This is a genomic window from Aliivibrio sp. S2TY2 (genome assembly GCF_028765525.1).
Taxonomy (GTDB): domain Bacteria; phylum Pseudomonadota; class Gammaproteobacteria; order Enterobacterales; family Vibrionaceae; genus Aliivibrio; species Aliivibrio finisterrensis_A.
The window spans coordinates 331,895-358,765 of the sequence record NZ_JARACS010000002.1 but is presented as its reverse complement, the minus strand read 5'-3'; the positions used below and the strand labels follow the sequence as shown (position 1 = coordinate 358,765).

The following is a 26,871-nucleotide window of genomic DNA, read 5'->3' as shown; positions in this document are numbered from 1 at the left end:
ATGTGTCCATACATTTATGATAAATTTAGGTATGATTAAAAAATGAACGTTTGTTTGTAAGGCATAGATATATTTAGATAATTATCAATTAGAAAAGGATGACAAATAATGGCATACGATACATTAATAACAATTGGTGTTCTGGTTTTCTTAGTACTAGTATTAATAGCACTAGGTGTTAAGACGGTTCCCCAAGGTTTCAATTGGACGGTAGAGCGATTTGGCCGTTACACACACACATTAAAACCCGGATTAAACTTAATCATTCCATTTATTGATAGTATTGGTCAAAAAATCAATATGATGGAACAAGTATTAGATATCCCCGCTCAAGAAGTCATTTCGAAAGATAACGCGAATGTAACCATAGATGCCGTCTGTTTTGTGCAAGTTGTTGATGCAGCAAAAGCCGCTTATGAAGTGAGTGATCTTCAACATGCGATTCGTAATTTAACACTAACGAATATGCGTACGGTGTTAGGCTCGATGGAATTAGATGAAATGCTAAGCCAGCGAGATATGATTAACGTGAAATTATTAGCTATCGTTGATTCAGCAACCAATCCGTGGGGAGTTAAAGTCACTCGTATTGAGATTAAAGACGTTCAGCCACCAGCAGATCTAACCGCTGCGATGAATGCTCAAATGAAAGCCGAACGTAATAAGCGTGCCGATGTTTTAGAAGCTGAAGGGGTTCGTCAAGCCGAGATCCTGAAAGCTGAAGGTCACAAGCAAGCGGAGATCCTAAAAGCAGAGGGTGATAAGCAAGCTGCAATTCTTCAAGCTGAAGCTCGTGAGCGCGCGGCAGAGGCAGAAGCAAAAGCGACTGAAATGGTATCAAATGCAATCGCTCAAGGTGATATGCAAGCGGTTAATTACTTTATTGCGCAGGGTTATACTGAGGCAATTAAGTCTATTGGCCAAGCTGAAAACGGTAAGATTATTATGTTGCCGTTAGAAGCTACAGGCCTAATGGGATCGGTTGCTGGCATCGCTGAGATGTTTAAAGTAGATAAAGAGGGTTCTAAATAGGAGTTCATAATGGAATTTTTTGAACAGATGAATCATTGGCATTGGCTAACGCTTGGTTTGCTATTGCTAGCAGGTGAGTTACTTGGTACTGCAGGGTACTTTCTTTGGATTGGGTTATCAGCTGTTGTTGTTGGTGTGTTGTATGCAGTAATACCAATGAGTTGGCAAATGCAGTGGCTAAGCTTTGCTGTATTTTCTCTTTTTACGACGTGGCTTTGGTGGCGTTATCAACATAAAAAAGATGAAAGTTCAGACTCTAATCGGCAGCTAAATCAAAAGGAGAAGCAATTAATCGGTCAAACTTCTCGTTTAGACGAGGATGTTATTGCCGGTCCTTGTCGTATTATTATCGGAGACACAACATGGTCGGCAAAAAGTTTTCAAGATATTCCAAAGGGAACACTGGTTCATGTCGTCTCTGTTGACGGTATTATTTTGACTATTGAGCCTTTTAAGAAGTAATTTTACATTATATTAATATTGGTGAGTTGTATGTTGTGTGTAATTGCAGCGTATGATTCACTTTTTTTACATTTGCAGAGGTGCAATGGTTTGCTATTTTAGTTTTATTACAAATAGTTATATTTGTTAACCTTTTGGGCGGTAATGAAAATTAGTGACATTTATAATTTTTTACTTTATTTTTCCGTCATTCCGCCGTTAACAAGGGCGTGTAGTTATTTAGTTTAATAACAAGATTTATTCATGGATGAACCATTACAGTATGCCAGGATTATAAAGATCATGAATTATAAAAATCTAGCAGTGAGAAATAAAATTGCCGTTGTGTTTTCGGCGATTGGTTTAGTGATGATAGCGTTTGCTATTTTTCTATTACAAGAATTAAATAAAGTAGAGTCAGAAGTAATTAACTTTACTGATTCAACGGTTCCAAGTGTAATTTCTGTTGAGAACTTATATTTTGAGATGTCTGTATTGCGTCGTAGCCAATACGCATCGTTAACGTATCCTGAATATGATGAAAGTTTAAAAGCACTATTTGGTCGCCAAGAAAAGACGAAACAAGAAATTCAAGTAATGCTTGATCGTTATGATGCGACAGTAGGCAGCGGTGATGAGCGTCGAGTGTTCGATAACGTATTGAACTCTTGGAAGAACTATTCAAATATCCTTTCTGGTTTTAATCAATCAGTAAAAGATCGAGATTTACGTAAAGCTCAACAAGTTTTATCAGGATCATTAGATGCTTTTAATACTGTTGGTTCAGCAATGGATGCATTGGTTGATATTAACTTAGGTTTTGTTGCTAATAACCGCATTAGAATTATGGGTAGTGTTGATAATGTAACAACAGCGACTCAAGTGTCGTTTACTGCGCTTATTGGCTTTATGATTTTTATTACTTTCTTTTTAGCTCGCCAAATTTGTCGCCCATTAAATTTAGTTGTAGAACAGTCTAAAGCGATTGCTGCGGGTGATCTAACGTTCAATCTTGCACGTAACGAAATTGGTAATGATGAGCTAGGTGAATTAGCCGATACTAATATCGAAATGCAAGATCAGCTACGCACATTGATCGAAGATACGATTTCAGCGGTAACTCAATTATCTGCTGCGGTAGAAGAGATGAGCGCGATTTCTGAGCAATCTGCTCGTGGCATGCAACAGCAACAATCTGACATTACAACGGTAGCCGCTGCAATGGAAGAAATGAAAGCAACGGTAGCAGAAGTAGCAAATAATACTGAAACTGCGTCTACGTCTGCTTTAGAAGCATCTGAAGAAGCAAAACAAGGTAACCGTGACGTTCAATCGAATATTGACCAAATCCAAACGGTATCTCGCGATATTGAGCAAGCGGGTGAACTAGTTGAAGAGTTAGAACGTGAGTCAAACAACATCAGTGTTGTGGTTGAAGTTATTCGCGGTATTGCTGACCAAACCAACTTACTTGCATTAAACGCGGCAATTGAAGCGGCGCGTGCTGGTGAGCAAGGTCGTGGTTTTGCGGTAGTTGCTGATGAAGTTCGCTCTCTTGCGGGTCGTACTCAATCATCTACTACTGAGATTGTTGAAATTATTGAGAAACTGCAAGCAAGTGCAACACATGCAAAAGCAGCAACAGATCAAAGTTGTTCTAAAATCCGTGTTTGTGTAGAGCAAAGCGTTCAAACGGGTCAATCAATCCAAATGATTGAAGAGACTATGATGAAGGTGACGGATACAAGTATTCAAATTGCGAGTGCGTGTAGCCAGCAAGATTCAGTAACAGAAGAGCTTGGTCGTAACATTCAAAGCATGAGTTTATCAGCAAGTGAAGTGGCATTAGGTGCAGAGCAAACAGCACAATCAAGTGTTGAGCTAGCGCAATTAGCTACGACGCTTCAATCGTCTTTATCACGCTTTAAAGTATAATTGACGAGCTAATGAGTTGAGCTAGTTTGTACTAAAAAGGAGATCATATGATCTCCTTTTTTTATACCATTAAGAATGACTGGTAAGCATATTAACTTGGTATAATTTTAGGGTTATTATTAATCAGTTCTTTAAACTTTTCTAACAGCGCAGTACTTTGTTTATTTTGCTGACCATCTTTATGTAAGTAAGCCCCAATCGTTGCTTTACTGAAACACTCTTTCATCTGTAAAGGCACAATATCAAAACCACCAAAGTAATCTCTCATCGTCATTGGGTAAGGCAAAATCGCATCACTGTTTTGTAATAAATCAATCGCAGTTAACAGAGAATTGGTATTGTAGATAACCTTTTCTTGCAAATAGTGGCGTTTTTGAAAGGTCGTTAACTCTTCATTTTGCTGCTGAACTAAATGCGTAAATCGTTTTTTTGCCGCTCCTAAATCAACCGATGGAAAGCGAGCAATATCTTCATTGCTACAGGTGATTTCTAGTAAAGGATGGCCTTTTCTTACATAGACTTCTTCACTGCATTGAAAAAGAGGATGAAACAGTATGTCTTCATATTGCGCTAAGCCTAATATCTCATGGCCGACAAAAATACTGATTTCATCACTGAGCAATAAGTTCATTAATTGCAGGTGATTCCCTACATCAACAGAGATATTACTGTGAGGGTAAGTTTCTCTAAAATCTTGTACGCAATCTCGAATAAACAGCTGCCACCACGCATCACCACAACCAATTTTGAGTTCGGTTTGATGTCTGAGTTTATTCTTCTCTAATTTATTGAGGGTGTTTTCATAGAGGTTTTGCATCATTTTTGCTTGTTCGTAAAGTAACTCACCACTGGAGGTTAGGGTGATCCCTTTTGAGTTACGATTAAACAATTTGCTGCCCAGCTTCTCTTCTAACTTCTGCATATTGTGGCTCAATGTCGGTTGACTTAAACAGAGGTTATTAGCGGCTTGGGTGACGTTTTGAGTTTTAGCTACTTGAATGAATTGAATCATTAATTTAAACATAATAGCTCTTTGCTTGAATAAGAAAGAGCTATTTTATGTGGCTTACTATTTGATATCTAGCGATTACTTCTCGTTTTGATACATGGCGAAGCTAAAGGGTGCCAATGTTAACGTTTCTTCTAATTTGCAAGCAGTATCGTTATAAATATCAGTGACATTATGATTAGACAATGCATCAGGAAGTCTAATATCAACCGTGTTGGCGCTGTTATTCATAACCACGGTAATGCACTCATTTTTTAAGACTTTTTGGTAGATAAGACATTGTTTTTCATCATCACTCATTAACCAATTAATGCGATGAGCACGCAGTGCCGGGTGCTGCTTACGTAATTTGATGATCTGCATAATATGATGTTTCATGTCCATATCATGTTTGCTCTCATCCCAAATCATGCACTTACGATTTAATGGATCGGCACCGCCATCTAAACCAATTTCACTACCATAATAAATACACGGTGTACCACTGTGGGTAAATTGGAATAAATAGGCCAGTTTCACTTTCTCTTTATTGCCATCACAACGGTGAAGGATACGAGCCGTATCATGGCTATCTAACAAGGAAAACGCCACTTCATTAACCGCAATCGGGTAGCTTGTATTGACATCATTTACCGCATATTTGAACTGATTTGCATTGAGGTTGCCGTGAGCAAAAAATCCTATCATTGCATCGGATAATGGGTAATTCATTACGGCATCAAATTGATCTCCAGCAAGCCAGTTCATCGAGTCATGCCACGCTTCACCCAAAATATAGATCTCAGGCTTGATTGCTTTTAATTCATCACGGAAGCGTCGCCAGAAGCGTTGATCAACTTCGTTGGCGACATCTAAACGCCACGCATCGATATTGAAATTACGCACCCAGTAGCGACCAACGTCAAGTAAGTATTCCATCACTTCAGGGTTTTCGGTATTTAACTTTGGCATGTTTTGCGCAAAGGCAAAGGCGCGATAGTTGAGATACTCTTTGCTATGCTGATCTTTTTTAGACTCGTCTATCAGTGGGAATTGCTCAACATAGAACCAATCAATGTATTTTGAGTCTTTGCCGTGTTTGATGACATCTTGCCATTGAAGAGAATCGGCTCCAATATGATTGAATACGGCATCTAACATGACTTTCATGCCACGTTTATGAGCTTCTGTAATTAGCGTTCTTACCGTGTCCTCGTCACCAAAAGCAGGGTCAACGTTTAGATAATCAATGGTGTCGTATTTATGATTCGTTTTGCCTTCAGTAATTGGGGTGAAATATAAACCAGTAATACCAAGATCTTGCAAGTAATCCAGATGGTCAATGACGCCTTGTAAATCACCACCAAAGAAGCTGTTGGTTTTTGGATCTTCAGAGCCCCAAGGAAGTACATTGCTTGGTGAGATTGAGGGATCACCATTGGCAAAACGCTCAGGAAATATTTGATACCAAACCGTCTCTTTTACCCACTGTGGCGGGCTAAATACATCAATAGGGTTCATGTATGGGAAGCAATAAAAATTGAGTAATTGGCTTAATACAGGGTCTGCATCATCGGTGATGGTAAAAATTTGTTTTTCAGTTACGAGCAGTGTTTCATCTTCTTTACCTTCAAGAATAAAAGCATAACGAGCACGGAAAAATCGTGGCTGTGCTTCGCAGAACCAGTAATCAAACAATTCTGTTTCACACTCTTTTTCCATGACAAAGTTCTCGCCGCCACTCCAACCCATCGCATCTTCTGCATTTAGGTTGCCGCCACCGCCACCCGATGTCCAATCGTATGGATCCCCAATTCTTAGCGTGGCGTTATCGACTTCGCCTTTTGCTGTGCGAATGCGTAAATGAAGCGTTTCTTTATTATAAGTATAAGAATAACTTGAGTGGGATCTATGATAGATCGCTGCTTTTGTAATCATGATTAATACCGTTTAATGAAAGTACCAACCCGAATAACTATCTGACGTAATAGTCACCCAGGTTGGTATAATTATGAAATTCTATTTTTGGTGCGTTTGTTCGTAATATTTCACGACGCGTAATACTTCACTGACGCTCCACGCTTGAGCAAAACAACCACGAGATTGACTTGGTGCGTAACCATCATAGATTTCAGCCAATTGACCAATACAACCTTCATATAGGCCATCTTGGTTATGCTCAATAAACTGTTCAACAATACGAAGTAAGTCTTTATCCTGTGGGAACTGACGTAAGATCCCCATTAAGAATTGACCAATCATAAAGCCCCAAACTGTGCCCTGGTGGTAGGCCATGTCACGATCAAAATGCGAGCCTGTACATACTGCTTTAAATTCAGGATCACTCATTGCTAGTGAGCGTAAACCCAAGGGTGAATACAACTCTTTATAAATGGTAAGAATGACCGAACGTGCTCTTTCTTGACTTAATATTGGGAAAGGAAGGCCAACGGCATAAGCTTGATTTGGGCGAATTTGTTGGTTTACTTCCCCTCCTTTAATCCAATCATTTAAGTACCCTGCATCATTGTAAAACTCATCGTTAAAGGTGGTTTTTACTTGCTCTACAAGGGCTGGCAATTCCGGCATCGGCTTATTCAGTTTTTGATTAAAGAAATCAAGAATAGAGAGCGCATTAAACCAAAGGGCGTTAATTTCTACTGCACAACCGTGTCTTGGGGTTGGTACGATATCGCCGTAACGAATATCCATCCAAGTAAGTTGATCAAAACCGCTGCCGCCGCTGATCAAACCGTTATCAAGCATCTTAATCTCAAAGTCAGTACCGTTACGGTAATGCTGATAAATGTTAGTCATGCACTCGTATGCTTCATCACGGATAAACTCTAGATCGCCACTCGCTTGGTAATATTCATATAAACTAACAATGAAGAGTAGCGATGCATCAATGGTGTTATACATTGGCTCAACCCCAGCTTCAGGGAAAAGGTTTGGCAGTACACCACGGCGCTCATAACGGATAAAGGTACGGAAGATCTGTCTTGCATCTTCAAATTGATTGGTTGATAAATTACAACCCCATAAGGCAATCATGGTGTCACGGCCCCAATCGGCAAAGAATGGGTAGCCTGCAATGATTGATTTGGATTCTGTTGAGTCGCGATCTACCACAAACTGCTCACTGGCACGGACCAGTTGTTTTCCAAATAAGCTCTTTAGATTAGCGTGCTTGATGTACTCTTGTTGGCGCTTAATTTCTGTGTTAATCATTTCATCGGCAGTCTGTGCTTCTAGAGAAATGGCGCGATCTTCTTGTGCTTCAAACACTATCGAGAACTGCTCGTGCGTTTCAGTCCCAACAAAAGCAATGGTATGAAGCGCTATTTGAGCATCTGTTGCAGGACGGCCATCGCGTGCATCATAAGAAAAGTACAGACCTGACTCATAACGAGGGGTATCCAATGCTGAATCAGCCCCATTGTGACGATAAGTAAGTGTTTGACCGTTACTGGTTATTTTGCCTTCTTGATGCGTAAATTCTTGTTGTCTTGATAGGTTCTGTCCTTTTGCACAGAAGTGATATTTTGGTGTTACATTCAGTGTGAATGCTTGCTTCAATGGGTTGAATATTTGATAGTTAACCGCAAGACGGTTTACCCCTTGAGCCATCACAATGGTTTTGGTGATTTCAATACCACGGATACGATACGTAAACTCTGGAAGATGAGTTTGGGTAAAATTATCAAACAGTAGGGTTGAGTCTACGGTGTCATACGGATTGACATTGGCTTGTGAAGAAAGTGGATAAGGTTCGCCACTTGGTAATGTAATGCGGTCATCCAAATGACGAACAAAATTAAAGCGATTGTTTGGTGCAACAAGGCTTGCCATAAACAACGCATGATCACTTCGACTGCAAGAGCCTGCAAGGGTAAGAGAAGAATAACCACCTAATCCATTCGTTAGCAGGTAGTTCGATTCTTCAAGGCGATCCATATCGCGAAAATTTGCTTTAGAAAGAGAGATTTTCATGTGAACCTTACAATTAAATATCAAATGTTATCCCGTGTTTATTTTATTCACACTATAGGTGTTAAATTAACGAGGGAGTTTATAGTTAGCTTTTAATTTCGTTATAAACGAGTAACAGTTTTTGCACTTCGCCTTGGGTGTACGCGAGATCTTGGCTCTTTTCGTATCCCCACAGCGACGTAATTTGGACGTCATCTTTCGTCGGTGTTACTTTGAATGCTGCAATGCGTTCTTGCTCATTATCAGAAATGAAAAACAGATAAGGCTGAGGCTGTGTAAGCAGCGCGTTGTATTGAGAAGGCGTGGTATATACGGCATTCACGGCTTTGACGTTTTTTGTGCCATAAAAGCGTTGCGCTTCCGCTAATACAGGCAGTGCCATTTCTTGCAGTTGTTCGTAACTGCTTTCTACATGAAACGAGCCACAATCACTTGGGATCTGATCACGCAGTGCTTTGTATTGGGTATTAATGGTTTCTAGCGACAGGCTTAAATAGTCATTTTCAAACTGTTGTGCAGAAGAAAATAGCTCATCATTATTCACACATTGTTTAAAATTTTGCTGCTGCTCAGTAAAGGTTGAGTAGTCAAACGATGGTTTAGGAAGACTGCTGTAAGCAATGATAAAGCCGGTAATGAAAATAACGACAGCGACAGCAATATGAAGCATATAGTCGTGAATGCGTTGAAGTTGGCCGCGAAAATTCAAAATGTGACTCCTTTCTCTACGGTGTAAATAGGCTCTATAAGGCATGGTTTATTGCCCTCAATGAGGTGAGGGCAATAAAGATGGCTGTGTTCTACTTCTTAAATTCAGCCGATTTGATTGAGTACTTGATGGACTCTTCCGTCTCAGTGTCAAAGAAATGCAGCTTGGTGTTATCGATAACTAAAGTGATTTTCTCGTCGATATCAACGTCTGGTTCGCCGGTGCCCAATGTACCTACAAACATGTTCATTGGTGCGGCATTAAAGAACACGTTAATTGCATCGCCTAAGTATTCGCTGTTAAGTGCGGTGACTTCAAAGCAACAATCAGGGAATGCATCGCGGTATTTTTTTCCAGAACGAATGGCACTAGAGCGCGCGCCTAACGTCACTGATTTTCCGTTGTAGCCTGCATCGTTTAGGATCTGTTGGTCACTTTCATTCAAGGTAATCGTGAAAGAGTGACACATGAACTGGCCACCTTCGTAGGTTCCTTCAATAAGGTTCATTGATGGCATGCCCATGAAAGTCGCTACAAAACAGTTTTTAGGGTTGGTAAATAATTCTTTTGGTGAACCAATTTGCTGAACTTCACCCATCGACATTAGTACGATTCGATCAGCCATGGTCATTGCTTCTACTTGGTCATGGGTTACGTAAATGGTGATTGCGCCCTTAGCTCTGTGCATGCGAGAAATTTCAGTACGGGTTGTGGTACGTAATTTCGCATCCAAGTTACTTAACGGCTCATCCATTAGATACAATTTAGGTGTACGAACCATGGCACGGCCTAAAGCCACACGTTGACGCTGTCCGCCTGACAACTCTTTTGGTTTACGCTCTAGGTACTCTTTTAAAAATAAATCGTCAGAAATATTATCAACCGAGTTTTTGATGTCATCACTTGGGTAATTACGTAATTTTAATCCGTAACCAATGTTGTCACGTACCGACATGTGTGGGTACAGCGCGTAGCTTTGGAATACCATCGCAATATCACGATCTTTTGAGCTAACATCGTTTACCACTTCACCATCGATGATGAATTCGCCATCAGTAATATCTTCTAAGCCTGCAATCATGCGTAGCGTGGTGGATTTACCACAGCCCGATGGGCCGACAAGAACAATGAATTCTCCTTCTTCAATATCGAGATTGAAATCACGTACCGAGCAGGTATCAGAATTAGGGTATTTTTTATTGATGTTTCTTAATGAAATTTTGCTCATTAGCCTTTTACTCCACCAGACGTTAAGCCGCCCACGATATAATCTTGAAATTTATAGAAAACGATAATAGGCGGAATTGCTGCTAAGACCGCGCCTGCTGCGAATACGTTGTAGCTTGATTCTTTGATGTTATTGATAAGACCCATAAGGCCAACTGCCAGCGTTTTTGCTTCTGAATCCATACTTGCAATTAGAAACTTAGGCATGATGATGTCGCCAATTGGACCTAAGAAACAGAAGATAGCGATAACCATGATCATCGGCTTAACTAATGGCAGCAGTATTTCTTTGAAGATCTGCATTTGAGTTGCACCATCAATTTTTGCTGATTCATCTAATGCACGAGGAATCGAATCGTAATAGCCTTTCATTAAAATCGTATTCATTGTGATGCCACCTGTGGTGTAGATGAGGATCATAAAGATATACGTATAAAGTGTGGCGTTGGCAGAGCTGTAAATACCGATAGAGTTCGCAATCGCATACAGAGCAATTAAGCCACTGCCTGATGGGATGATTTGAATGATCAATAATGACATTAATGCACTCTTACGAGATTGGTAACGATAACGAGAGTAAACAAACCCCGAAATTGTTACGATAAACGTAGAAAGGATCATAGTGATTATCGACACTAAGAAGGTATTTCGGTACCAGCTTAAATAAGGCGTATCATTAAAAAGTTGAACAAAGTTCTCCGTTAAACTGAAATTTTCAGGGAAGAACGACGTAGAGTACAGTGAGTTACTGACGTTAAACGCACTCATTAATGTCACTAATATCGGGTATAGAATGATCACTGACATTGAAATTAGAAACGCGTAACTAAAGATGACACCCATGTTTTTAGTGATAACGTGACGATTTAAACGTTTCTTTTTAATTTGGCGTTCTAAAGGAATTGCTCTGTCCATTACATAACTTCCTCATTTTTAAAGGCACCCGCTTTTAGCCATGAATACAAGACCACGGCACCGACAACAGTACTGGTGATTAAGGTGTATACCGCCGCTTCGTTGTATTTAGCATCCATCATTAATCGGAAGCCTAGAGATGAAATAGTATCGAGCGGTTTGTAGATAGACCCTACCGTTTGAACCGTCGCTTCACCCAACATGTATACGATGGTGACGTTGTTAAAGTTGAAGGTAAATTGGGTAATAAATACCGGAGCAACACTTATCAATATCAGGGGTAAAGTGATGTCGAAGAAGTTGGTCCATGCGTTGCCACCATCAATTGCACTGGCTTCATATAAGTCATCAGGAATGGTTTGTAATACACCCGTAACTAAGATAAATACGTAAGGGAAGCCTAACCACGCTTGAATTAAGATGATGGTGATCTTGGCGTAATCTGCATTTAGGAAGAAGCCAATGGCTGTACTTACGTCGTATTCGTTACCAGTGAAGAATGGGATAACCATGGTGTTCATGCCACCAACTTTTGAGAAGAACAGTTGGAAAACAAGAATGGTTAAGAAAGCAGGAACAGCCCAAGGTAAGATGTACACAGTTCGGAAGAACTTCTTCCCTCTGATGTGTTTATTGTTTGCTACAACCGCAAGAACGGTACCTAGAACAATAGTCAGGGCGGAAGCACAGAAGGTCCAAGTTAGTGTCCATGACAACGTTTCTTGGAATGCAGCAGCAGTACGCTCATTAGTAAACAAACGTTCAAAGTTGGTAAAGCCTTTCCATTCAATAAGAAATGCAGGTGGTAAAACAGGGCGTTTGAAGTTAGTAAAAGCAACAACGATAGAAACAATCGCTGGTAATAAAGCAAAAACAAACAGCAATATAAACTTAGGTGCGGTAATTAGATTCGGTACGATTTCGTGTGATAATCCGCGTACTTTTTCTGTAAAAGTAATCGCAAAACCAGATTCATCTATTTGTCGTTTTACGTCTTTTGCATCGCGAGCAAAGGCGTAGTGCAATGCGAAAAAAACTAAGATCATCATTGCGCCAACGGTTGAACCCACCATGATAAGAAAAGAATCATCCACAAAGCGCTCTGCACCAATAGTGATTTTTCCATTCGGTTGTTCGACGGCTAATAGACGGAAATTAGGAAGGGTGAATTGAATAAAAACCAATATCTCTAAAGCCAATATAGAGAATCCAAATAAAGCCTCTCGCATTCGATGTAGTGCAAGATGTCCACTACCAGGAATCAGCATAGAGAGCCAGAATACAAACTGTTGACTCATGTAAATAACCTACTTATTTATTCGTGTTGTGTAGATATGTCATGTCTTTGTATTACACGATGCCGAATATTCTCGACATCGTGCAGATAGATTGAAATCGAAGGAGAGGGGATTACATGTCTTCGATATCAATTTCGATAGTATCAACGGCTGCATCTAGTACCGCTTTTACATCTTGACCTTGTGCGATTTGAGCAAGACCCGTTTTCATTGGTCCCCACACTTTCATGAACTCTGGGATGCTTGGCATAGGTTGGCCGATGTTTGTCGCATCAAAGATGGCTTTATGTAGAGAGCCTTCTTTGTAATTAACCGATAGGCTAGGTGAGACTTCACGTGTGTCTGAATACCATTTGTTTGCATTCTCAGGCGTTGCTAGGAATTCAATAAAGGCACGAGCACCTTCTTTGTTGTCACTGTAGCCGTTAACGGTCATCCCTTTTGTACCTGTTAGGGCTTTATATGGGTGGCTGCCATCCCAACTTGGGATAGGTGCTGCACCAACATTAACGCCCGCTTTTTCGATATCAGCAATTGCCCATGGACCGTTGATAATGGCTTTTACTTTTCCTTCCATGAAGTATTTCATCATGATGTCATAAGCAACGGTGTCATCTTGCATTAGAGTCCAGTGACTCACACCACTTTTATATAACCCTTGAGCAGCTAAACCCGCTTTGATTGCGTCAGGTGTATTTAAGCCAATGTCTTGAGGGTTATTGTCTTTGAAGATGTAGCCGCCATTAGACATAAATAGGCCACCAGTGAAGTAGAAATCAGTAAATTTTGCCGCCCACTCTGATGGCGGGATTTCTTTCAGTGTTTTTGGTGCTTCTTTTATCATGTCTTTGTTATACAGAAATAACGTTGTATCTGTAGACATTGGTAGCATGTAGGTTTGACCATTGTAGATTGATGCATTGGTAGCGGCATCGGTATAACCATTAACGGTAAAATTGGTTGGAGCAATTAAATGTTGATCCGCTAACTCACCGATTCGGTCATTTGGGATCATGAAAATATCAGCAATGTTGCCTTTTTGAGTGGGTAGCGCTGCCAGTAAATCAAACATGCTTGTTGCTGCTACTTCAACCTTAAAGTCTTTACCTTTATTGAACTGCTCTGCAAGTTCTGTGAAGTAAGGGACATAGCTTTTTTCAACGCCAATAACGATGTTTTCTGCAGCCATTGCAGTGTTACTTAGTAATAGGGCAGCTGAAACGGCAAGCGATAATTTCTTAATCATTTTATTGCTCCTGAATAGGGGGAGAGGTTTAAACCGATAAAATCACGTTGGTATATAATTTAATGGTATCAACAGCTTATATTTAGTATTAAGCGGTCTCTCTAGAGTGCTTCCTGCGATACATGTTTGCCTGTTTATAAGGCTAACGTCATTGAGATAATCATAGGTCTTTGGTGGTATACGGTGAAATGCTATTTATCTTAGGTAGCCATAGATAAAATGCATATCACATAGATAAATGTTATCTACCGCAACGATATCTAAGGTATTCATGGTCTTTGATAAGTGAAAAACGTGAAGGCAATAACAGTCTGTAGGACGAGATGAAAAAAAGAGAAAAATGGGTAGGGTAAACAAAAGTAATCTTGGATCACAAGATCAGGTTAGCTCATGACAAAAAGAGAAAAATAAGGGGAGATTAAGTGGCGGACTTACAATAAAAAAGGGTGATAATTATCTTCACCCTTTACGTTATTATGGTTTTCTATGAGGTTATACTTTTGCTTTAACCGCTTTGATTAGTACAGACGTATCCATTCGACCTAACCCTTGTTCTTGCAGGTTTTTATATTCTTGATCGACTTCTTCAGTTAATGGCAGTTTAATACCATGATCTTTTGCTTCATCTAGACAAATGCCTAAATCTTTTCTCATCCAATCAATGGCAAAACCAAAATCGAATTTATCTTGTGCCATAGTGCTTGCACGGTTTTCCATTTGCCATGAACCCGCTGCGCCATGCTTTAGCGTATCAACCACCAGATCGATATCTAGATTGGCTTTTTCAGCAAGAATTAGTGCTTCACTTAGGCCTTTTAACACACCTGCGATACAGATTTGGTTTGCCATTTTACAACGTTGCCCTTGACCATTTTCACCAAGAAGAGTAATCGCTTTAGCAAAGCTTTGGATAACAGGTTTTGCGATATTGAATGCTGCTTCATTACCGCCACACATCACGGTTAATACACCGTTTTCAGCACCGGCTTGACCACCAGAGACTGGCGCATCAATAAATTGATTACCTTGTGCTTCACACGCTTTCGCCAGTTCAACCGCTAGAGTGGCTGATGTGGTGGTGTTATCAACTAAAATAGCGCCAGGTTTTAGGCCTGCAAGTACGCCATCGTCACCATAAATCACGCTACGAACATCGTCATCATTACCCACACAAACAAAAACGATGTCTGAGCCTTCTGATGCTTCACGAGGAGTAGCGGCGGACTGACCTTGGTATTCCGCAGCCCATTGCTTTGCTTTTTCTTCAGTGCGGTTATATACCGTGGTTGAAAAGCCTGCATTTTTTAAATGGCGAGCCATTGGATAGCCCATTACGCCCAAACCAATGAAGCTAACGTTAGTGATTTCCATGTCATTCCTTATTATGTGCTGTTGTTATTAGCGATTAAAACACAGCTTGTAACCATTTGACATAGGTCAATATTGAGATTGCTTGTAATCTTGTTATGAAATTAATTAATGATGCGTTGTGTTTGTTACTGATATTTATTTAGCAAGTCGACAGTAAAATCATCAAGATCAAGCGTAAAGTTCATTTCTGTTGCTTGTTCATATACTTCATTTAAGCTTTTTTGAACTGCTGTAATGGTAAGGGTGTTGTTATCCAAGGTGAAGACTTGTTGTTGAGTCGTGTAGTAGAAAGCGAGGATCAACAGTGAATCGTGATCATTTCTAGCTGCTTTTTCTTTAATTTTTGCTAGCTTACGATAGATACGATTATGGACTTGTTTTAATTTCCATACGTACATTATCTCATCAAAATAGGGATGGCTTTTGACTTTATTCATGATAAAAGAGCTTGCTATGACCGCTAAGATAACACCAAGAACATTTAGATGAAAATTGCCAGTAGAACCTGATTCAGTAATGCCTTCTGAGCCAAATAACGCAATAAGAATCGAACCAAATAAAATGGCTAATACGGCAAGGCAGCCAACAAAACCTACCATGACCAAGTTAGTTTTTTTACGATACGTGTCTTTGTCTATAGTTAAGATCTTCATGGTATATCTTCTCGATTAAAGTAAGTAGAAGACGAAGTGTAGTGCAAAACGAAATGAAATTGGAATTAAGAAAGAGTAACCGTTAGTGTCATCAAAGTTTTATCAAGAAATAGATGATGTTAAAGACAAAAAGCCATATCAAATTGAGTGATATGGCTTTGTTAGTATTGCGGATTATTTTTAAGGTACTTAATCTTTAGAAGATAAATTGATACAAGAAGCCCGCACCAATTGCCATACCTAGAATGACCACTAAGAACGCTGCAATCATTTGATTCTTGAAGATAGATTTAAGCAAAATCACTTCGGTTAAACTTGCTCCTGCACTGCCAATGATTAACGCCATTACTGCGCCAAGACTCATTCCTTTTGCTGCTAGTGCTGCACTTAGTGGAATAACCGCTTCAGCACGAATGTAAAGAGGAATACCAATGACTGCCGCGACTGGAATCGCAAATGGGTTATTTTCACTTGCCACGCTAGCAACGAATTCTGTTGGCATAAAGCCATAAATCATTGAGCCAAGAGCAATACCACCAATTAAATAAGGCAATACTTTCTTAAAATCAGTCCAAGTACTGTTCCAAATTTTCATCCATTTACTTTGAGGTGCTTTTTTCGCAGCGCCACAGGTTGAACCACAACATTTTGGTTCAGGTGCGATATACGCGCTTTCTTTTACGTATTTTTCAAAGCCCAGTTTTTCTAACGTGTAGCCTGCAATAATTGATACACCCATTGCAATAGCAAAGTAGAACACCGTCACTTTAAGACCAAACGTTACCGCGAACAGACCAATAATGATTGGGTTTAATAGTGGACTTGCAAATAAGAACACCATCATGGTGCCAAAACCGGCTTTAGCTCGCAGCAGACCTTTCAAAAAAGGAATGGTTGAGCATGAGCAAAATGGGGTAATTGCACCAAGCAAACCGGCAACAATATAGCCTCGGCCATTTTTTCCACTCAGAATACTTTGGATCTTTGCTGGTGGAATGTATTCCTGTAAGACACCAACAAGGTAGCTAATTAATAGGAACAGTACGGTTAATTCTGCCGCTAAAAAAGCGAACATGTTTAAGGTGTCCATCACCATATCTTGAGTAATTGTAAACATAATTCAAATCTCTATATTTCTGGAATAGTCGAAATATACACTTAAGGATTAGCGTGATCAAGTTATTTCTAGTATTATCGAAATATAAATTTAATGAGGACGCATCATGGATATCGAGATTGTTGCTAAAGCACTGAAAGAATTAGGCCATCCAACACGTTTAGCCATTTATAAAAGCGTAGTGAGAGCGGGATACCAAGGAATAGCTGTTGGCGGACTTCAAGAAAAATTGGATATTCCGGGTTCTACGCTGTCTCATCATGTATCAGGTTTGGCCTCTGCAGGGCTAATTTCGCAGCGTCGTGAAGGCAGAACTCTGTTTTGTGTGGCTGAATATGAGAAGTTGACCTCAGTGATTGGTTTTTTACAAGACGAATGTTGTTTTGATGAAGAATGTTAAAAAGGAATAATGAAATGAATGTGTATACTCAATTTGAAAGCCCGTTAGGTCTTGTGACTGCCAACGCGAATGATGATGGCTTACTTGGTGTTTGGTTTGAAAGTCATGAGATGGAATTAAGTGATTTTGGAACGCAAGCAGATGAGCACCCTATTTTGAAATTGACCGTTCTTCAGTTGCAGGAATATTTTAACGGCGAACGTCGTGAATTTTCTATTCCATTAGCGGCAAATGGCACAGAGTTTCAAAATAAGGTATGGAAAGCATTAACAACAATCCCTTACGGTGAAACCTGGTGCTATAAAGATCTTGCTATTGCGGTAGGTAACCCAAAGGCGTCTCAAGCCGTTGGTGGGGCTAATGGTAAAAATCCTATCTCTATTATCGTTCCTTGCCATCGTGTGATTGGTAAAAATGGTAGCTTAACGGGCTATGCTGGTGGAGTTGATATCAAACAAGCATTGTTAGAGTTAGAGGCGAAATCGTAATATAAAGTTAATTTGCTTCTTTGAGGATCTCATAAGGGCGGTCTTGTGCCGTAATCATGGGAGATGATCTCAATACCAATGTGGGTTCTAATAAGTACTCTAATGGTTTGTTGATACGACTTTGTTCTATGTGTTCCCTTTTAAGGGCATCAAGCATTAATTCAAAGCCACGAAGAGCAATTTGATGCATCGGTTGGTGAACACTGGAAAACCCGAGTGATTGTGCAATAAAGGTGTCATCAAAACCAACTATCTCGATTTGTTTAGTTAGATTAGTGTTATTAAGCAGGTTATGAACATGACTTGCTGAAATATCATCAGAGCAGAAGAGTGCTTCTAATGGTGTATCTGAGTTTAGTATGTGGCTTTGTACGAACTCTTTTAAAGACTCTGCAGTATAAGGCGTGAGAATACGTTCCTCGTTAAGTTCTCTGCTTTTATTTAATAGGGTATTTTGGAAGCCAATAAAGCGGTCAGATTGTTGGTTTGTACTGCCAACAAATCCAATGCGTCGATAGCCCTGCTTAATAAAATGCTCTGCGACTAAATTACCACCATGCTTATGGTGCGTGCCAATGCTCAAACAGAGTGGAGAGGTCACCGTTAATAAGATCACAGGAAATGGCAGGCTTTGAAGAGGGCGAATGTGTTGTTCTTTTAAGGATCGAGGAATAAGAAATACCCCATCCACATTATGATGTTTACACTCTTCTAAAAACGTCTGTTCAAGCTTTAAATTATTACGACTATTGAACAACAGAATACTGCGTCCGTGCTTATAAGCTTCCTCTTCTAAGACATCAATAAGTTTAGCTAAAAACGGATTGCTCATATTACGTACAATTACACCAAACAGCTTGGTTGCTTTCTTTTTCTTAGGCTCTGGTTTTTGGTAATTGAACTTAGTAATCGCGGCTTCTACTGAGTACCGTGCGGCGTCAGATACCTTACCATTGTTATTGATCACTCTTGATACCGTAGCGATAGAAACGCCTGAATATTTAGCAATGTCTCTGATGGTCATTTTCTATCTCTTGAAAGACAATTTGGTGGTGGCGCTCATCATACGTTTATTTGTGTAACAAGTTTTTGTGTTACATCACATATTTTTAGTCAATATACGTAAATGATAACTTACTTATCTATTGCTACTTGTTATTGGTTTCTAAAATGAAGACGAGACTCTATTATCAACTCAACAAGTTAATGATTGGGTATCACTGTGGATTTAGATAAATATAAAACGATTAATTTTGCAACGGAGCAAGACAATGAAAAGTTTAATGCTATTCGTTGCAATACAGTATATCGACCACAATTACATATTACGCCACCACATGGATTATTAAATGATCCAAATGGGTTTTGCTATTTTAATGGTGAGTATCATTTATTTTACCAGTGGTATCCATTTGGTACTTTTCATGGCATGAAGCATTGGATGCATTTAATATCGAACGATTTATATTCTTGGAATGAACACGGAAGTAAAATAACGCCAGTAGAAAATTATGAATCACATGGCGCTTATTCTGGTGCGGCTTTTGTTGAGGATTCTGCTGCGTATTTATTTTATACGGGTAATGTGAAAAATGGCGAAGAGCGTGATGCAAATCAGTGCGTCGCTATTTTAGATAAAGAGAATCAAGTAATAAAATCAGAGCACAATCCAATTATAAAGTCGTTCCCTAAAGGGTATACGGGCCATGTAAGAGATCCAAAAATCATTAAAGACGGTGACGTTTACTACATGCTGCTTGGGGCTCAAAGAGAGGCCGATTTAAAGGGGTCTATCATTGTTTATTACTCTGATAACTTAGTTAATTGGGTATTAAAAGGTGAACTGTCAATTGATATTGATGCGGATTTTAATGAAGCTTATATGTTTGAATGTCCCGATTTACTTGAGGTAGATGGTCAAGATGTACTTATCTTTTCTCCACAAGGTATTTCACCAAAACAAGAGCGATTTCATAACCGTTATAACGTAGTGTATTGCATTGGTCGCATTGATTGGGGATCACTAACCTTTACTGTGACTCATTGGGATGAGCTTGATCGTGGATTTGATTTCTATGCTCCGCAAACAATGAACAACAACCCAAATGAGCCAACATTAATCGCATGGGCAGGAACAGACGATGGTTTACCATCAGAACAATACGGTTGGATTAACTGTTTAACTGCACCAAGAAAACTGTCGATTAAAGAAAATAAACTTTATCAAGAATTAGAACCGATTAATGAATGTAAACTGAATTCAGTATTAATAAATGAAAATATAAAGACTGAGGAAATAATCAAATTAGAGTCATTGTCCTTTTTATTAGATATTGATTGTAGCCAATCTGAAAATATATCAGTGATTATTTTTGACGACTTTAATAATGAGTTTTTATTTACGGTTGATAATAAAAGTAAACAACTAATACTAGATAGATCAAATTATGATCATAATGAAAAAGAGTATGAGTTTGGATCAATTCGTTCTTGTACATTAACTGAAAAAAGTAAAAATCTGACGTTATTTTGTGATCAAAGTATTATCGAAATATTTTCAGACCAAGGATGTAATGTATTTACGTCACTGTTTTTCCCATCAAAAGGAAACCAATACTTAAAAATAACTTTTGATGAGCCTGCTGAAATAAAAGCAACCCTACAATATGTGAATGGAATTTAGGTATAACATTATGAATTATGACGCTATTACCAATGAGATACTGGATAGTATCGGTGGAATCGACAACATTAAAAACGCTGAACACTGTGCTACACGCTTACGTTTAATCTTAAAAGATAACGATAAAGTTAATGTTGATGAGGCCAAAGCAATTGAGCAGATCAGCGGTTACTTTTATCAATCAGGTCAGCATCAGTTTATTATTGGAACGGGTAAAGTGACTCACGTTTACAATGCATTAAAACAGAAGTTGGGCGGTGCAGCAGAAGGCGGAGATTTTAAGCAAGATGCTTTCTCTGACATGACTGCAAGCCAAAAAGTAGTTCGTACTTTGGCGGATATTTTGGTTCCATTAATCCCTGCGCTTGTAACAACTGGCTTGTTAATGGGTTTACGTGGCATGCTTCTGCATTCTGGTGTGGAATTCTCACCTGAGCTATTAGCACTGTTTAGCATGTTAACCGATACCGCTTTTGCCTTCTTACCAGTATTGATTGCTTTTTCAGCCTCGAAAAAATTTGGTGGCAACCCAGTTATTGCTATCGTGGTAGGTTTGATGATGGTTGCACCGCAATTGCCTAATGCATGGGCAGTAGCAAGTGGTGGCGCAGAACCGATGATGGTCACTTTATTTGGACTCTCTTTCCCATTAGTCGGTTATCAGGGCACGGTTTTACCTGCTATCTTCGCTGGTTGGTTTACGTCTTATCTTGAACGCAATCTGAGAAAATATGTTCCAACAAGTATGGACTTGATTGTTACGCCATTTATGACCATCACCATTGCTATTGTGGTTATCTTGTTTGGCTTTGGTCCTTTATTGCAAAGTATTGAGCATGGTTGTACATCACTGGTGCGTTTGGCGCTTGATCTTCCATTAGGTATTGGTTACATCTTATATGCTGCTTTCCAACAAATGATTGTGATTACCGGTCTTCATCATGCGTTGGGTGTGATTGAAATTGGTTTATTAAATGACACAGGGTTGAACCCACTACAACCGTTAGGCACAGCGTCTATGGCGGGGCAATTTGGTGCAGCAATTGCAGTAGCGACATTGTTGAAGAACAAACAGAAAAAGAGCAATGCGTACGGTGCATCAATGTCGACACTGTTTGGTATCACAGAGCCACTACTCTTTGGTGTAAACCTTCAGTACGGTAAAGTATTCTTATTTGGTATGGTCGGTGGTGCTGTCGGTGGCTTAGTTACTTATGTATTAAATATTAGTGCTACAGGTATGGGGATTACCTTTATTCCAGGTATCTTATTGTACTCACACTCACTGACTGCGGTATTGGGTTACCTAATGGTTATTGCGAGTGCATTTGTAACTGCATTCATGTTAACTCGAATTTATAATCCAATTAAACGAGCAAACTAATTTAACGATTAGAGCCCCGATAGTTTGGCTTCGGGGCCTTTTTAGAGCGAAAAAAGATGAATAAAGTATGGCTAACGGGTGATGCCGTAGTGGATTTGATCCCTGAAACATCGACAACGTATCTAAAATGCCCAGGTGGTGCACCTGCAAATGTGGCGGTAGGTATTGCTCGTTTAGGTGGCGATTGTGCCTTCTTTGGTCGTGTTGGAGAAGATCCATTAGGTCGCTTTATGCATGAAACACTAAACTCTGAAGGGGTAGATGTTACTCATCTTCAGCTTGATAAAGCGCAACGAACCTCTACCGTTCTCGTTGATCTTGATGACACTGGTGAGCGAACCTTTACTTTTATGGTAAAGCCAAGTGCTGATCAATTTGTTGAAAAGTCGGACGTACCTTCATTTTCATCAGATGAGTGGATACACACTTGCTCTATTTCACTGGCAAATGAACCAAGTCGAAGTTCGACATTATATGCGTTGTCTTCGATTAAAGCAGCGGGTGGATTTATCAGTTTTGACCCTAATCTACGTGATGAAGTTTGGAAAGATCCATCCGAGATTAAAGATGTTGTGATGAAAGCCGTCTCGTTAGCTGATGTAGTAAAATTCTCTGAAGAAGAGTTATTGTTTTTAACTGATACTACGGATTTACAACAAGGATTAGCGTCTATTGAATCACTGAACATACCTTTAGTGGCGATCACTCTAGGAGCTAAAGGCGCGTTAGTTGTGTTTGATGGTAAGCAGCAAATTATGACCGGTATATCTGTAGGTGTTGTAGATACAACTGGCGCAGGAGATGCTTTTGTGTGTGGTCTTGTCGCTCAGTTAGCTCAACACTCAGATTGGAAGCACATTGACGTCATTGAAAAAGCCATTCGTTGGGGCAATATTTGCGGAGCATTGGCAACGACGAAAAAAGGAGCGATGACAGCACTTCCGACCCAACAAGCATTATTAAAACTAGAAGGTATACGTTAATTTTGTAGTACGTTACACTGATGTGAATTATGGACGATGAAGGAATAACAATGCACGCACTATTAAGAGTCATTGCTAACGTAATTAATAAGCATTTTATGGCGATTAATATGTATACGCTGATGTTCCTTCTTATCAGTTACGTCGCATTAAGTTGGTTAGGGTTAACCTTGGCTAATGAACCTCATTTAACCGATAACCTATCCAGTTTTTTTTACTATATCGTTACCACCAGTAGTACCGTAGGGTATGGTGATTTAAGCCCAACTACCGATCATGGTCGACTCTTTTCTGCCTTGTTTATTATTCCATGTGGTGTGGGACTATTTGCACTGTCTGTGGGTCGAATAGCGGTCTTCTTTACTGATTTTTGGCGTACAAACCGAAGAGGGAAACAAAATTTGAACTTAGAGAATCACATTATTGTTATTGGTATTAATAGCGCCAGAACCCCTCATTTGATTGAAATGCTAAAGCGTGAAGAGCAAGGCCGTCGTGAAGTTGTCGTGGTGTCTTGTGAATATGAAGAATCGCCATTTGGTGCTGACGTGCATTTTGTACGAGTGAATTCGTTTACCGATGCAACAGAGATGGAACGCTCAAACTTATCAAAAGCCAGCGCAGTGATTGTTGATACCGATTTGGATGATGCAACGTTAACCATTAGTTTGTTTGTCGCCGAGCAAAACAGCGATGCCCATTTAGTCGCTCACTTTGAAGACTCAATTAAGCGTGATTTGTTGCATAAGTACTGCCCAAACTCAGAGTGTATTTCATCATTATCAACAGAATTAGTCGCAAAATCAGTAATGGATAAGGGCTCAAGCTTTATTCACTCTGAGTTAGTCAGTGCTCATGAGGGGCAAACTCAATATTCCATTGAAGTACCCAAGGGGCTTGATAGTTTTAGTCTGGAATCGGTGTATTCATCCTTCAAAAAGCAACATGAAGCGACGATTATTGCAACTCAACAAAAAGATCAGAGCTGTAAAGTTAACCCAAGTTTGGAAACACAATTGGTTTCTGGTGATGTGATTTATTACATTGCAGATGAACGTATTGTGGATTTAAATTGGCAGAAAACCATACTTAATTAAAGGTTATTGAGGGTTTTGTAAAAAGTTCTATTGCACAAGGCTTTTCTCAAGATTAGAATGCGAACGATTTTCATTTAATTGGTGAGTAAACGTGTCCCGTATTTTAGTGGTTGATGACGACATTGCGTTATGCAATTTATTACAAGAAGTATTACAAGATGAAGGCTACGATGTTGATTGCGTGCATTGTGGCGAAAGTGCGCTAGAGTTTATTCAGACACATTCAGTTGATCTTGTGTTGCTTGATGTCATGTTACCAAAATTAGATGGCTATCAAGTGGCTAGACGTATTTGTCAGCGCTTTGCTACCCCTATTTTAATGCTTACTGCTTTAGGCGATGAAGCCTCTATGCTTGATGGCTTGCAGGCTGGTGCCGATCATTTTATCGCAAAACCTTTCAACGTCCCTGAATTATTGGTGCGTATTACGGCGATTTTACGTCGTGTCGGCTTAGAGCGTCAGCGCCAAAATTACGTGGGAGCAACGGAAGATCTTGCAGAGCAATTCTTACGCTTACCATTGACTGAAACAGAGTCAGAACTACTACAATATCTAATTAAGAATGCTGATGTAGTAGTGTCTAAATCTGATCTTCAAATTAATATCCTTAAAAAAGAGCTGTGCCCGTTTGATCGTAACCTAGATATGCACATCAGTAATATTCGTCGTAAATTACTTCAATCTGGTTTATCTAAACAACACATTAAAACCGTTCGTGGGCGTGGATATAGCTTTATCAAAACGGTTAATAGCTGATGATGGGTAAGGTTGAATGAAAATGTTTCGTTGGTTTGGTGCTTGTCCCTCTTTTGTAGGTAAGCATAAAAATGGATTAGCGTTTCGTTTATTTAGTGCGTTTGCAGTCAGCTTGTTTTTGATCATATCGCTACAAAGCTTGGCTGAAATTGCCTTAATGAAATCAATGTTGCGTATTCCTGCATCCATCCAAACCAAGATGTTAGATTTGGCTGACCAAGCAAATGTGATGATTGAAGATGGGGACATGGATGAGTTAGCCGATTGGGCAAGAGCACAAGAGTATTATCTTTTTGTTCTTGATGAAAATAAACGACCAATTACTCATCGTGATATGCATCCTCATTTTGAATTTAAACTGAAATATTTGCGTCCATTAGATACCCAATTAGATAATGAAGTGAATCGCCCGATTATTGGTATTCCATTAAAAGATGGTTTGACGATAGTGATTCAAATGCCATATCAGTATCATCCTGCAAAAGATTTCCCCCTTTATTTTGGCATTATAAAGTTCGTTATTTCAGGATTGATCCTAGGATTGTTCTCTTGGGTTATTGCTCACTATTTACAACAACCATTAGCTAAATTACGCGAAGTCAGTCATAAATTAGCGCAAGGTGATTTTGACGTTAAAGTGGGAGAAGAGATTGGACATTCGGTTCGAGAGTTTAGCGAGCTAGCTCATGACTTTGATAATATGACCCATGAGATCCACTCTTTAGCTGAAAAGCAGCAGAGACTGATCCGTGATGTTTCTCATGAATTACGAACGCCATTAGCACGACATAATTTGGCGTTGCATTTACTAAGAAAGAAAGTAGACAGCGAGCATCAACATTTATTGGATAGGTTAGAGAACGAATCCAATGAGATGAATGAATTAGTGGGTGAGATCTTAGAGTTTAGCCGGTTAGAAAACGCACGTTACTCTACAAAACTACAAGCGGTAATGTTAGAGAGTCACTGCAGTGCTCAAGTGGCTCAACGTCGCATCGATTTAAAGCCAAATCAACGCTTAGAAATGACAGCCACACAACCTATTCCTACGGTGATGGCAGATCCTCGTTTGGTGACTCGCGTTATCAGTAATTTGATTGGCAATGCAATTAAGTATGCTGGTGAAGCAGCGACGATTCAGGTGCTAGTGACGCCATATACAGAGCAAGATAAAAAGTATGTTGCTGTTATCGTAGAAGATGATGGATTGGGTATTCCTGAACATCAATTGTCAGACATATTTTCTCCATTTACCCGTTTAGAATCAGCTAGAGATAAACAGTCGGGTGGTTATGGTTTAGGGCTCGCGATTGTTAAAGAAGCCATGTCAGTAATGAAAGGAAAAGTGAAGGCTGAGAATAGAAAAGAGGGCGGTTTGAGGATCTCACTGTTGTTTCCTGTTTTTTAGGGACTAATCTCATTATCTATTAAAGCTTTTTAAACTCTCAATATATTTTAATCTATTTAGCAATATTTAATTGGTAATGATTATCATTAAAGTTTGATGTATATCAATTTTCATATTGATATAGTTCTATGGAGATTAATAATCTAGAGGTATAAATAAGGTTGAAAAACATATTTAATTTTTTAGGTCATTGTATGAAAAATATAGTTAAATCAATTTTATGTATTACTTTAATTTCGACTAATGCATTTGCTGAACATGTTATCGGTGCAAATGTTGGCTATGGGAATCAAACGTTCGAATTAAATAAAACCACGAATGACGGTGATGCATTTAATATTGATGCCTATTACCGTTATATGTTAACGCCATTTGCTGGACTTGAAGGTGGATGGACATCTTCTATGGGTGGAATTGGCAGCATTATTGTAGGGGAAGTTTCAGAAATAAAAGATGCAAGTTTTTCTGGTCCAAAGGTGAGTGTATTCTTGCAATATCCACTAATAAATAATAATTATATTTATACTAAATTAGGGGTAAATAAATATACAGTTGACTACACTATAAATGATGTATCTAAAGATGAATCCAAAGTGGGTTTTGAGGCATCGTTAGGTTTTGAAAGTCGCTTCAGTTCAGGTTTTGGTATTAACGTTGAGTATCGAAATATTAATAATGAAATCATTAAAGCTAACCAGTTTATGCTTGGGGCAAGTTATAAATTTTAATTTATGGTAATGCGGTAT

At 39.3% G+C, this 26,871-nt stretch carries 24 protein-coding genes; 12 read left to right on the top strand and 12 right to left on the bottom strand.

Annotated elements, in window-relative coordinates; translation table 11 throughout:
* Positions 1–108 precede the first annotated feature (108 nt).
* From PVK63_RS05435 to PVK63_RS05425, 3 genes are all read left to right on the top strand, one after another.
* Entirely contained in the window at positions 109–1,032 is a 924-nt protein-coding gene (locus tag PVK63_RS05435; RefSeq protein ID WP_130046712.1) for an SPFH domain-containing protein, read from the top strand.
* Positions 1,033–1,041: 9 nt separating this feature from the next.
* A complete protein-coding gene (locus PVK63_RS05430; protein ID WP_130086195.1) occupies positions 1,042–1,494 on the top strand; it encodes an NfeD family protein in 453 nt (150 codons plus the stop codon).
* Between the two features lie 282 nt (positions 1,495–1,776).
* Entirely contained in the window at positions 1,777–3,408 is a 1,632-nt protein-coding gene (locus tag PVK63_RS05425; RefSeq protein ID WP_274439988.1) for a methyl-accepting chemotaxis protein, read from the top strand.
* A gap of 91 nt (positions 3,409–3,499) precedes the next feature.
* On the opposite strand, the gene PVK63_RS05420 is transcribed toward PVK63_RS05425, so the two are convergent.
* From PVK63_RS05420 to PVK63_RS05370, 11 genes are all read right to left on the bottom strand, one after another.
* On the bottom strand, positions 3,500–4,432 hold the full coding sequence (locus PVK63_RS05420; RefSeq protein ID WP_274449243.1) for a LysR family transcriptional regulator: 933 nt from the start codon (positions 4,430–4,432) through the stop codon (positions 3,500–3,502).
* A 63-nt stretch (positions 4,433–4,495) separates the two neighbouring features.
* Positions 4,496–6,334, bottom strand: a complete 1,839-nt coding sequence (locus PVK63_RS05415; protein ID WP_130086199.1) for a glycoside hydrolase family 13 protein — start codon at positions 6,332–6,334, stop codon at positions 4,496–4,498.
* Between the two features lie 81 nt (positions 6,335–6,415).
* A complete protein-coding gene (locus PVK63_RS05410) occupies positions 6,416–8,389 on the bottom strand; it encodes an amylo-alpha-1,6-glucosidase (protein WP_130086200.1) in 1,974 nt (657 codons plus the stop codon).
* Positions 8,390–8,474: 85 nt separating this feature from the next.
* Positions 8,475–9,098, bottom strand: coding sequence for a hypothetical protein (locus PVK63_RS05405; protein WP_165371150.1), 624 nt, complete (start codon positions 9,096–9,098; stop codon positions 8,475–8,477).
* Between the two features lie 91 nt (positions 9,099–9,189).
* Positions 9,190–10,326 carry an ABC transporter ATP-binding protein gene (locus PVK63_RS05400; RefSeq protein ID WP_130086201.1) on the bottom strand — a complete coding sequence of 379 codons (1,137 nt, stop codon included), beginning with the start codon at positions 10,324–10,326 and terminating at the stop codon, positions 9,190–9,192.
* Entirely contained in the window at positions 10,326–11,240 is a 915-nt protein-coding gene (locus tag PVK63_RS05395; RefSeq protein ID WP_130086202.1) for a sugar ABC transporter permease, read from the bottom strand. Before PVK63_RS05395 ends, PVK63_RS05400 begins: the two co-directional genes overlap by 1 nt.
* A complete protein-coding gene (locus PVK63_RS05390; RefSeq protein WP_130086203.1) occupies positions 11,240–12,538 on the bottom strand; it encodes an ABC transporter permease subunit in 1,299 nt (432 codons plus the stop codon). Before PVK63_RS05390 ends, PVK63_RS05395 begins: the two co-directional genes overlap by 1 nt.
* Before the next feature lie 112 nt (positions 12,539–12,650).
* Positions 12,651–13,784, bottom strand: coding sequence for a sugar ABC transporter substrate-binding protein (locus tag PVK63_RS05385; protein ID WP_130086204.1), 1,134 nt, complete (start codon positions 13,782–13,784; stop codon positions 12,651–12,653).
* Between the two features lie 492 nt (positions 13,785–14,276).
* Positions 14,277–15,155, bottom strand: coding sequence for an NAD(P)-dependent oxidoreductase (locus PVK63_RS05380; protein ID WP_130086205.1), 879 nt, complete (start codon positions 15,153–15,155; stop codon positions 14,277–14,279).
* A gap of 125 nt (positions 15,156–15,280) precedes the next feature.
* Positions 15,281–15,808, bottom strand: coding sequence for a DUF3087 domain-containing protein (locus PVK63_RS05375; protein WP_130086206.1), 528 nt, complete (start codon positions 15,806–15,808; stop codon positions 15,281–15,283).
* A gap of 196 nt (positions 15,809–16,004) precedes the next feature.
* The gene (locus PVK63_RS05370) at positions 16,005–16,925 is read right to left on the bottom strand and encodes a permease (protein WP_130043523.1); all 921 of its coding nucleotides are present in this window, start codon (positions 16,923–16,925) and stop codon (positions 16,005–16,007) included.
* A gap of 106 nt (positions 16,926–17,031) precedes the next feature.
* On the opposite strand from PVK63_RS05370, the gene PVK63_RS05365 reads away from it, so the two are divergent.
* Together PVK63_RS05365 and PVK63_RS05360 are read left to right on the top strand one after the other, a co-directional pair.
* Positions 17,032–17,325 (top strand): ArsR/SmtB family transcription factor, encoded by a 294-nt coding sequence (locus PVK63_RS05365; protein ID WP_130086207.1) that lies wholly within the window; start codon positions 17,032–17,034, stop codon positions 17,323–17,325.
* A 14-nt stretch (positions 17,326–17,339) separates the two neighbouring features.
* Positions 17,340–17,813 (top strand): methylated-DNA--[protein]-cysteine S-methyltransferase, encoded by a 474-nt coding sequence (locus PVK63_RS05360; RefSeq protein WP_130086208.1) that lies wholly within the window; start codon positions 17,340–17,342, stop codon positions 17,811–17,813.
* 7 nt (positions 17,814–17,820) lie between these two features.
* Here PVK63_RS05360 and PVK63_RS05355 read toward each other — a convergent pair whose 3' ends face one another.
* The gene (locus PVK63_RS05355) at positions 17,821–18,837 is read right to left on the bottom strand and encodes a LacI family DNA-binding transcriptional regulator (protein WP_130086209.1); all 1,017 of its coding nucleotides are present in this window, start codon (positions 18,835–18,837) and stop codon (positions 17,821–17,823) included.
* Positions 18,838–19,035: 198 nt separating this feature from the next.
* Between PVK63_RS05355 and PVK63_RS05350 the strand changes: the two genes are divergently transcribed.
* The 7 genes from PVK63_RS05350 (at position 19,036) to PVK63_RS05320 (ending at position 26,853) form a co-directional block, all read left to right on the top strand.
* Positions 19,036–20,496, top strand: coding sequence for a glycoside hydrolase family 32 protein (locus PVK63_RS05350; protein WP_130086210.1), 1,461 nt, complete (start codon positions 19,036–19,038; stop codon positions 20,494–20,496).
* A gap of 10 nt (positions 20,497–20,506) precedes the next feature.
* The gene (locus PVK63_RS05345) at positions 20,507–21,880 is read left to right on the top strand and encodes a PTS transporter subunit EIIC (RefSeq protein WP_130086211.1); all 1,374 of its coding nucleotides are present in this window, start codon (positions 20,507–20,509) and stop codon (positions 21,878–21,880) included.
* Positions 21,881–21,936: 56 nt separating this feature from the next.
* Positions 21,937–22,863, top strand: coding sequence for an aminoimidazole riboside kinase (locus PVK63_RS05340; protein WP_130086212.1), 927 nt, complete (start codon positions 21,937–21,939; stop codon positions 22,861–22,863).
* 50 nt (positions 22,864–22,913) lie between these two features.
* Entirely contained in the window at positions 22,914–23,960 is a 1,047-nt protein-coding gene (locus tag PVK63_RS05335) for a potassium channel family protein (RefSeq protein ID WP_130086213.1), read from the top strand.
* A 91-nt stretch (positions 23,961–24,051) separates the two neighbouring features.
* A complete protein-coding gene (locus PVK63_RS05330) occupies positions 24,052–24,717 on the top strand; it encodes a response regulator transcription factor (RefSeq protein WP_130046693.1) in 666 nt (221 codons plus the stop codon).
* A gap of 16 nt (positions 24,718–24,733) precedes the next feature.
* Positions 24,734–26,125, top strand: a complete 1,392-nt coding sequence (locus tag PVK63_RS05325) for a histidine kinase sensor domain-containing protein (protein WP_130086214.1) — start codon at positions 24,734–24,736, stop codon at positions 26,123–26,125.
* A gap of 194 nt (positions 26,126–26,319) precedes the next feature.
* Positions 26,320–26,853, top strand: a complete 534-nt coding sequence (locus PVK63_RS05320; protein WP_130086215.1) for a porin family protein — start codon at positions 26,320–26,322, stop codon at positions 26,851–26,853.
* Positions 26,854–26,871 lie beyond the last annotated feature (18 nt).

Bases quoted from the DNA above. Each gene is read 5' to 3' on its own strand.
- PVK63_RS05380 (WP_130086205.1), bottom strand. From the start codon at position 15,155: ATGGAAATCACTAACGTTAGCTTCATTGGTTTGGGCGTAATGGGCTAT.
- PVK63_RS05340 (WP_130086212.1), top strand. From the start codon at position 21,937: ATGAATAAAGTATGGCTAACGGGTGATGCCGTAGTGGATTTGATCCCT.
- PVK63_RS05395 (WP_130086202.1), bottom strand. From the start codon at position 11,240: ATGGACAGAGCAATTCCTTTAGAACGCCAAATTAAAAAGAAACGTTTA.
- PVK63_RS05365 (WP_130086207.1), top strand. From the start codon at position 17,032: ATGGATATCGAGATTGTTGCTAAAGCACTGAAAGAATTAGGCCATCCA.
- PVK63_RS05325 (WP_130086214.1), top strand. From the start codon at position 24,734: ATGAAAATGTTTCGTTGGTTTGGTGCTTGTCCCTCTTTTGTAGGTAAG.
- PVK63_RS05335 (WP_130086213.1), top strand. From the start codon at position 22,914: ATGCACGCACTATTAAGAGTCATTGCTAACGTAATTAATAAGCATTTT.
- PVK63_RS05320 (WP_130086215.1), top strand. From the start codon at position 26,320: ATGAAAAATATAGTTAAATCAATTTTATGTATTACTTTAATTTCGACT.
- PVK63_RS05425 (WP_274439988.1), top strand. From the start codon at position 1,777: ATGAATTATAAAAATCTAGCAGTGAGAAATAAAATTGCCGTTGTGTTT.
- PVK63_RS05400 (WP_130086201.1), bottom strand. From the start codon at position 10,326: ATGAGCAAAATTTCATTAAGAAACATCAATAAAAAATACCCTAATTCT.
- PVK63_RS05430 (WP_130086195.1), top strand. From the start codon at position 1,042: ATGGAATTTTTTGAACAGATGAATCATTGGCATTGGCTAACGCTTGGT.
- PVK63_RS05390 (WP_130086203.1), bottom strand. From the start codon at position 12,538: ATGAGTCAACAGTTTGTATTCTGGCTCTCTATGCTGATTCCTGGTAGT.
- PVK63_RS05355 (WP_130086209.1), bottom strand. From the start codon at position 18,837: ATGACCATCAGAGACATTGCTAAATATTCAGGCGTTTCTATCGCTACG.
- PVK63_RS05435 (WP_130046712.1), top strand. From the start codon at position 109: ATGGCATACGATACATTAATAACAATTGGTGTTCTGGTTTTCTTAGTA.
- PVK63_RS05420 (WP_274449243.1), bottom strand. From the start codon at position 4,432: ATGTTTAAATTAATGATTCAATTCATTCAAGTAGCTAAAACTCAAAAC.
- PVK63_RS05370 (WP_130043523.1), bottom strand. From the start codon at position 16,925: ATGTTTACAATTACTCAAGATATGGTGATGGACACCTTAAACATGTTC.
- PVK63_RS05375 (WP_130086206.1), bottom strand. From the start codon at position 15,808: ATGAAGATCTTAACTATAGACAAAGACACGTATCGTAAAAAAACTAAC.
- PVK63_RS05385 (WP_130086204.1), bottom strand. From the start codon at position 13,784: ATGATTAAGAAATTATCGCTTGCCGTTTCAGCTGCCCTATTACTAAGT.
- PVK63_RS05410 (WP_130086200.1), bottom strand. From the start codon at position 8,389: ATGAAAATCTCTCTTTCTAAAGCAAATTTTCGCGATATGGATCGCCTT.
- PVK63_RS05360 (WP_130086208.1), top strand. From the start codon at position 17,340: ATGAATGTGTATACTCAATTTGAAAGCCCGTTAGGTCTTGTGACTGCC.
- PVK63_RS05415 (WP_130086199.1), bottom strand. From the start codon at position 6,334: ATGATTACAAAAGCAGCGATCTATCATAGATCCCACTCAAGTTATTCT.
- PVK63_RS05345 (WP_130086211.1), top strand. From the start codon at position 20,507: ATGAATTATGACGCTATTACCAATGAGATACTGGATAGTATCGGTGGA.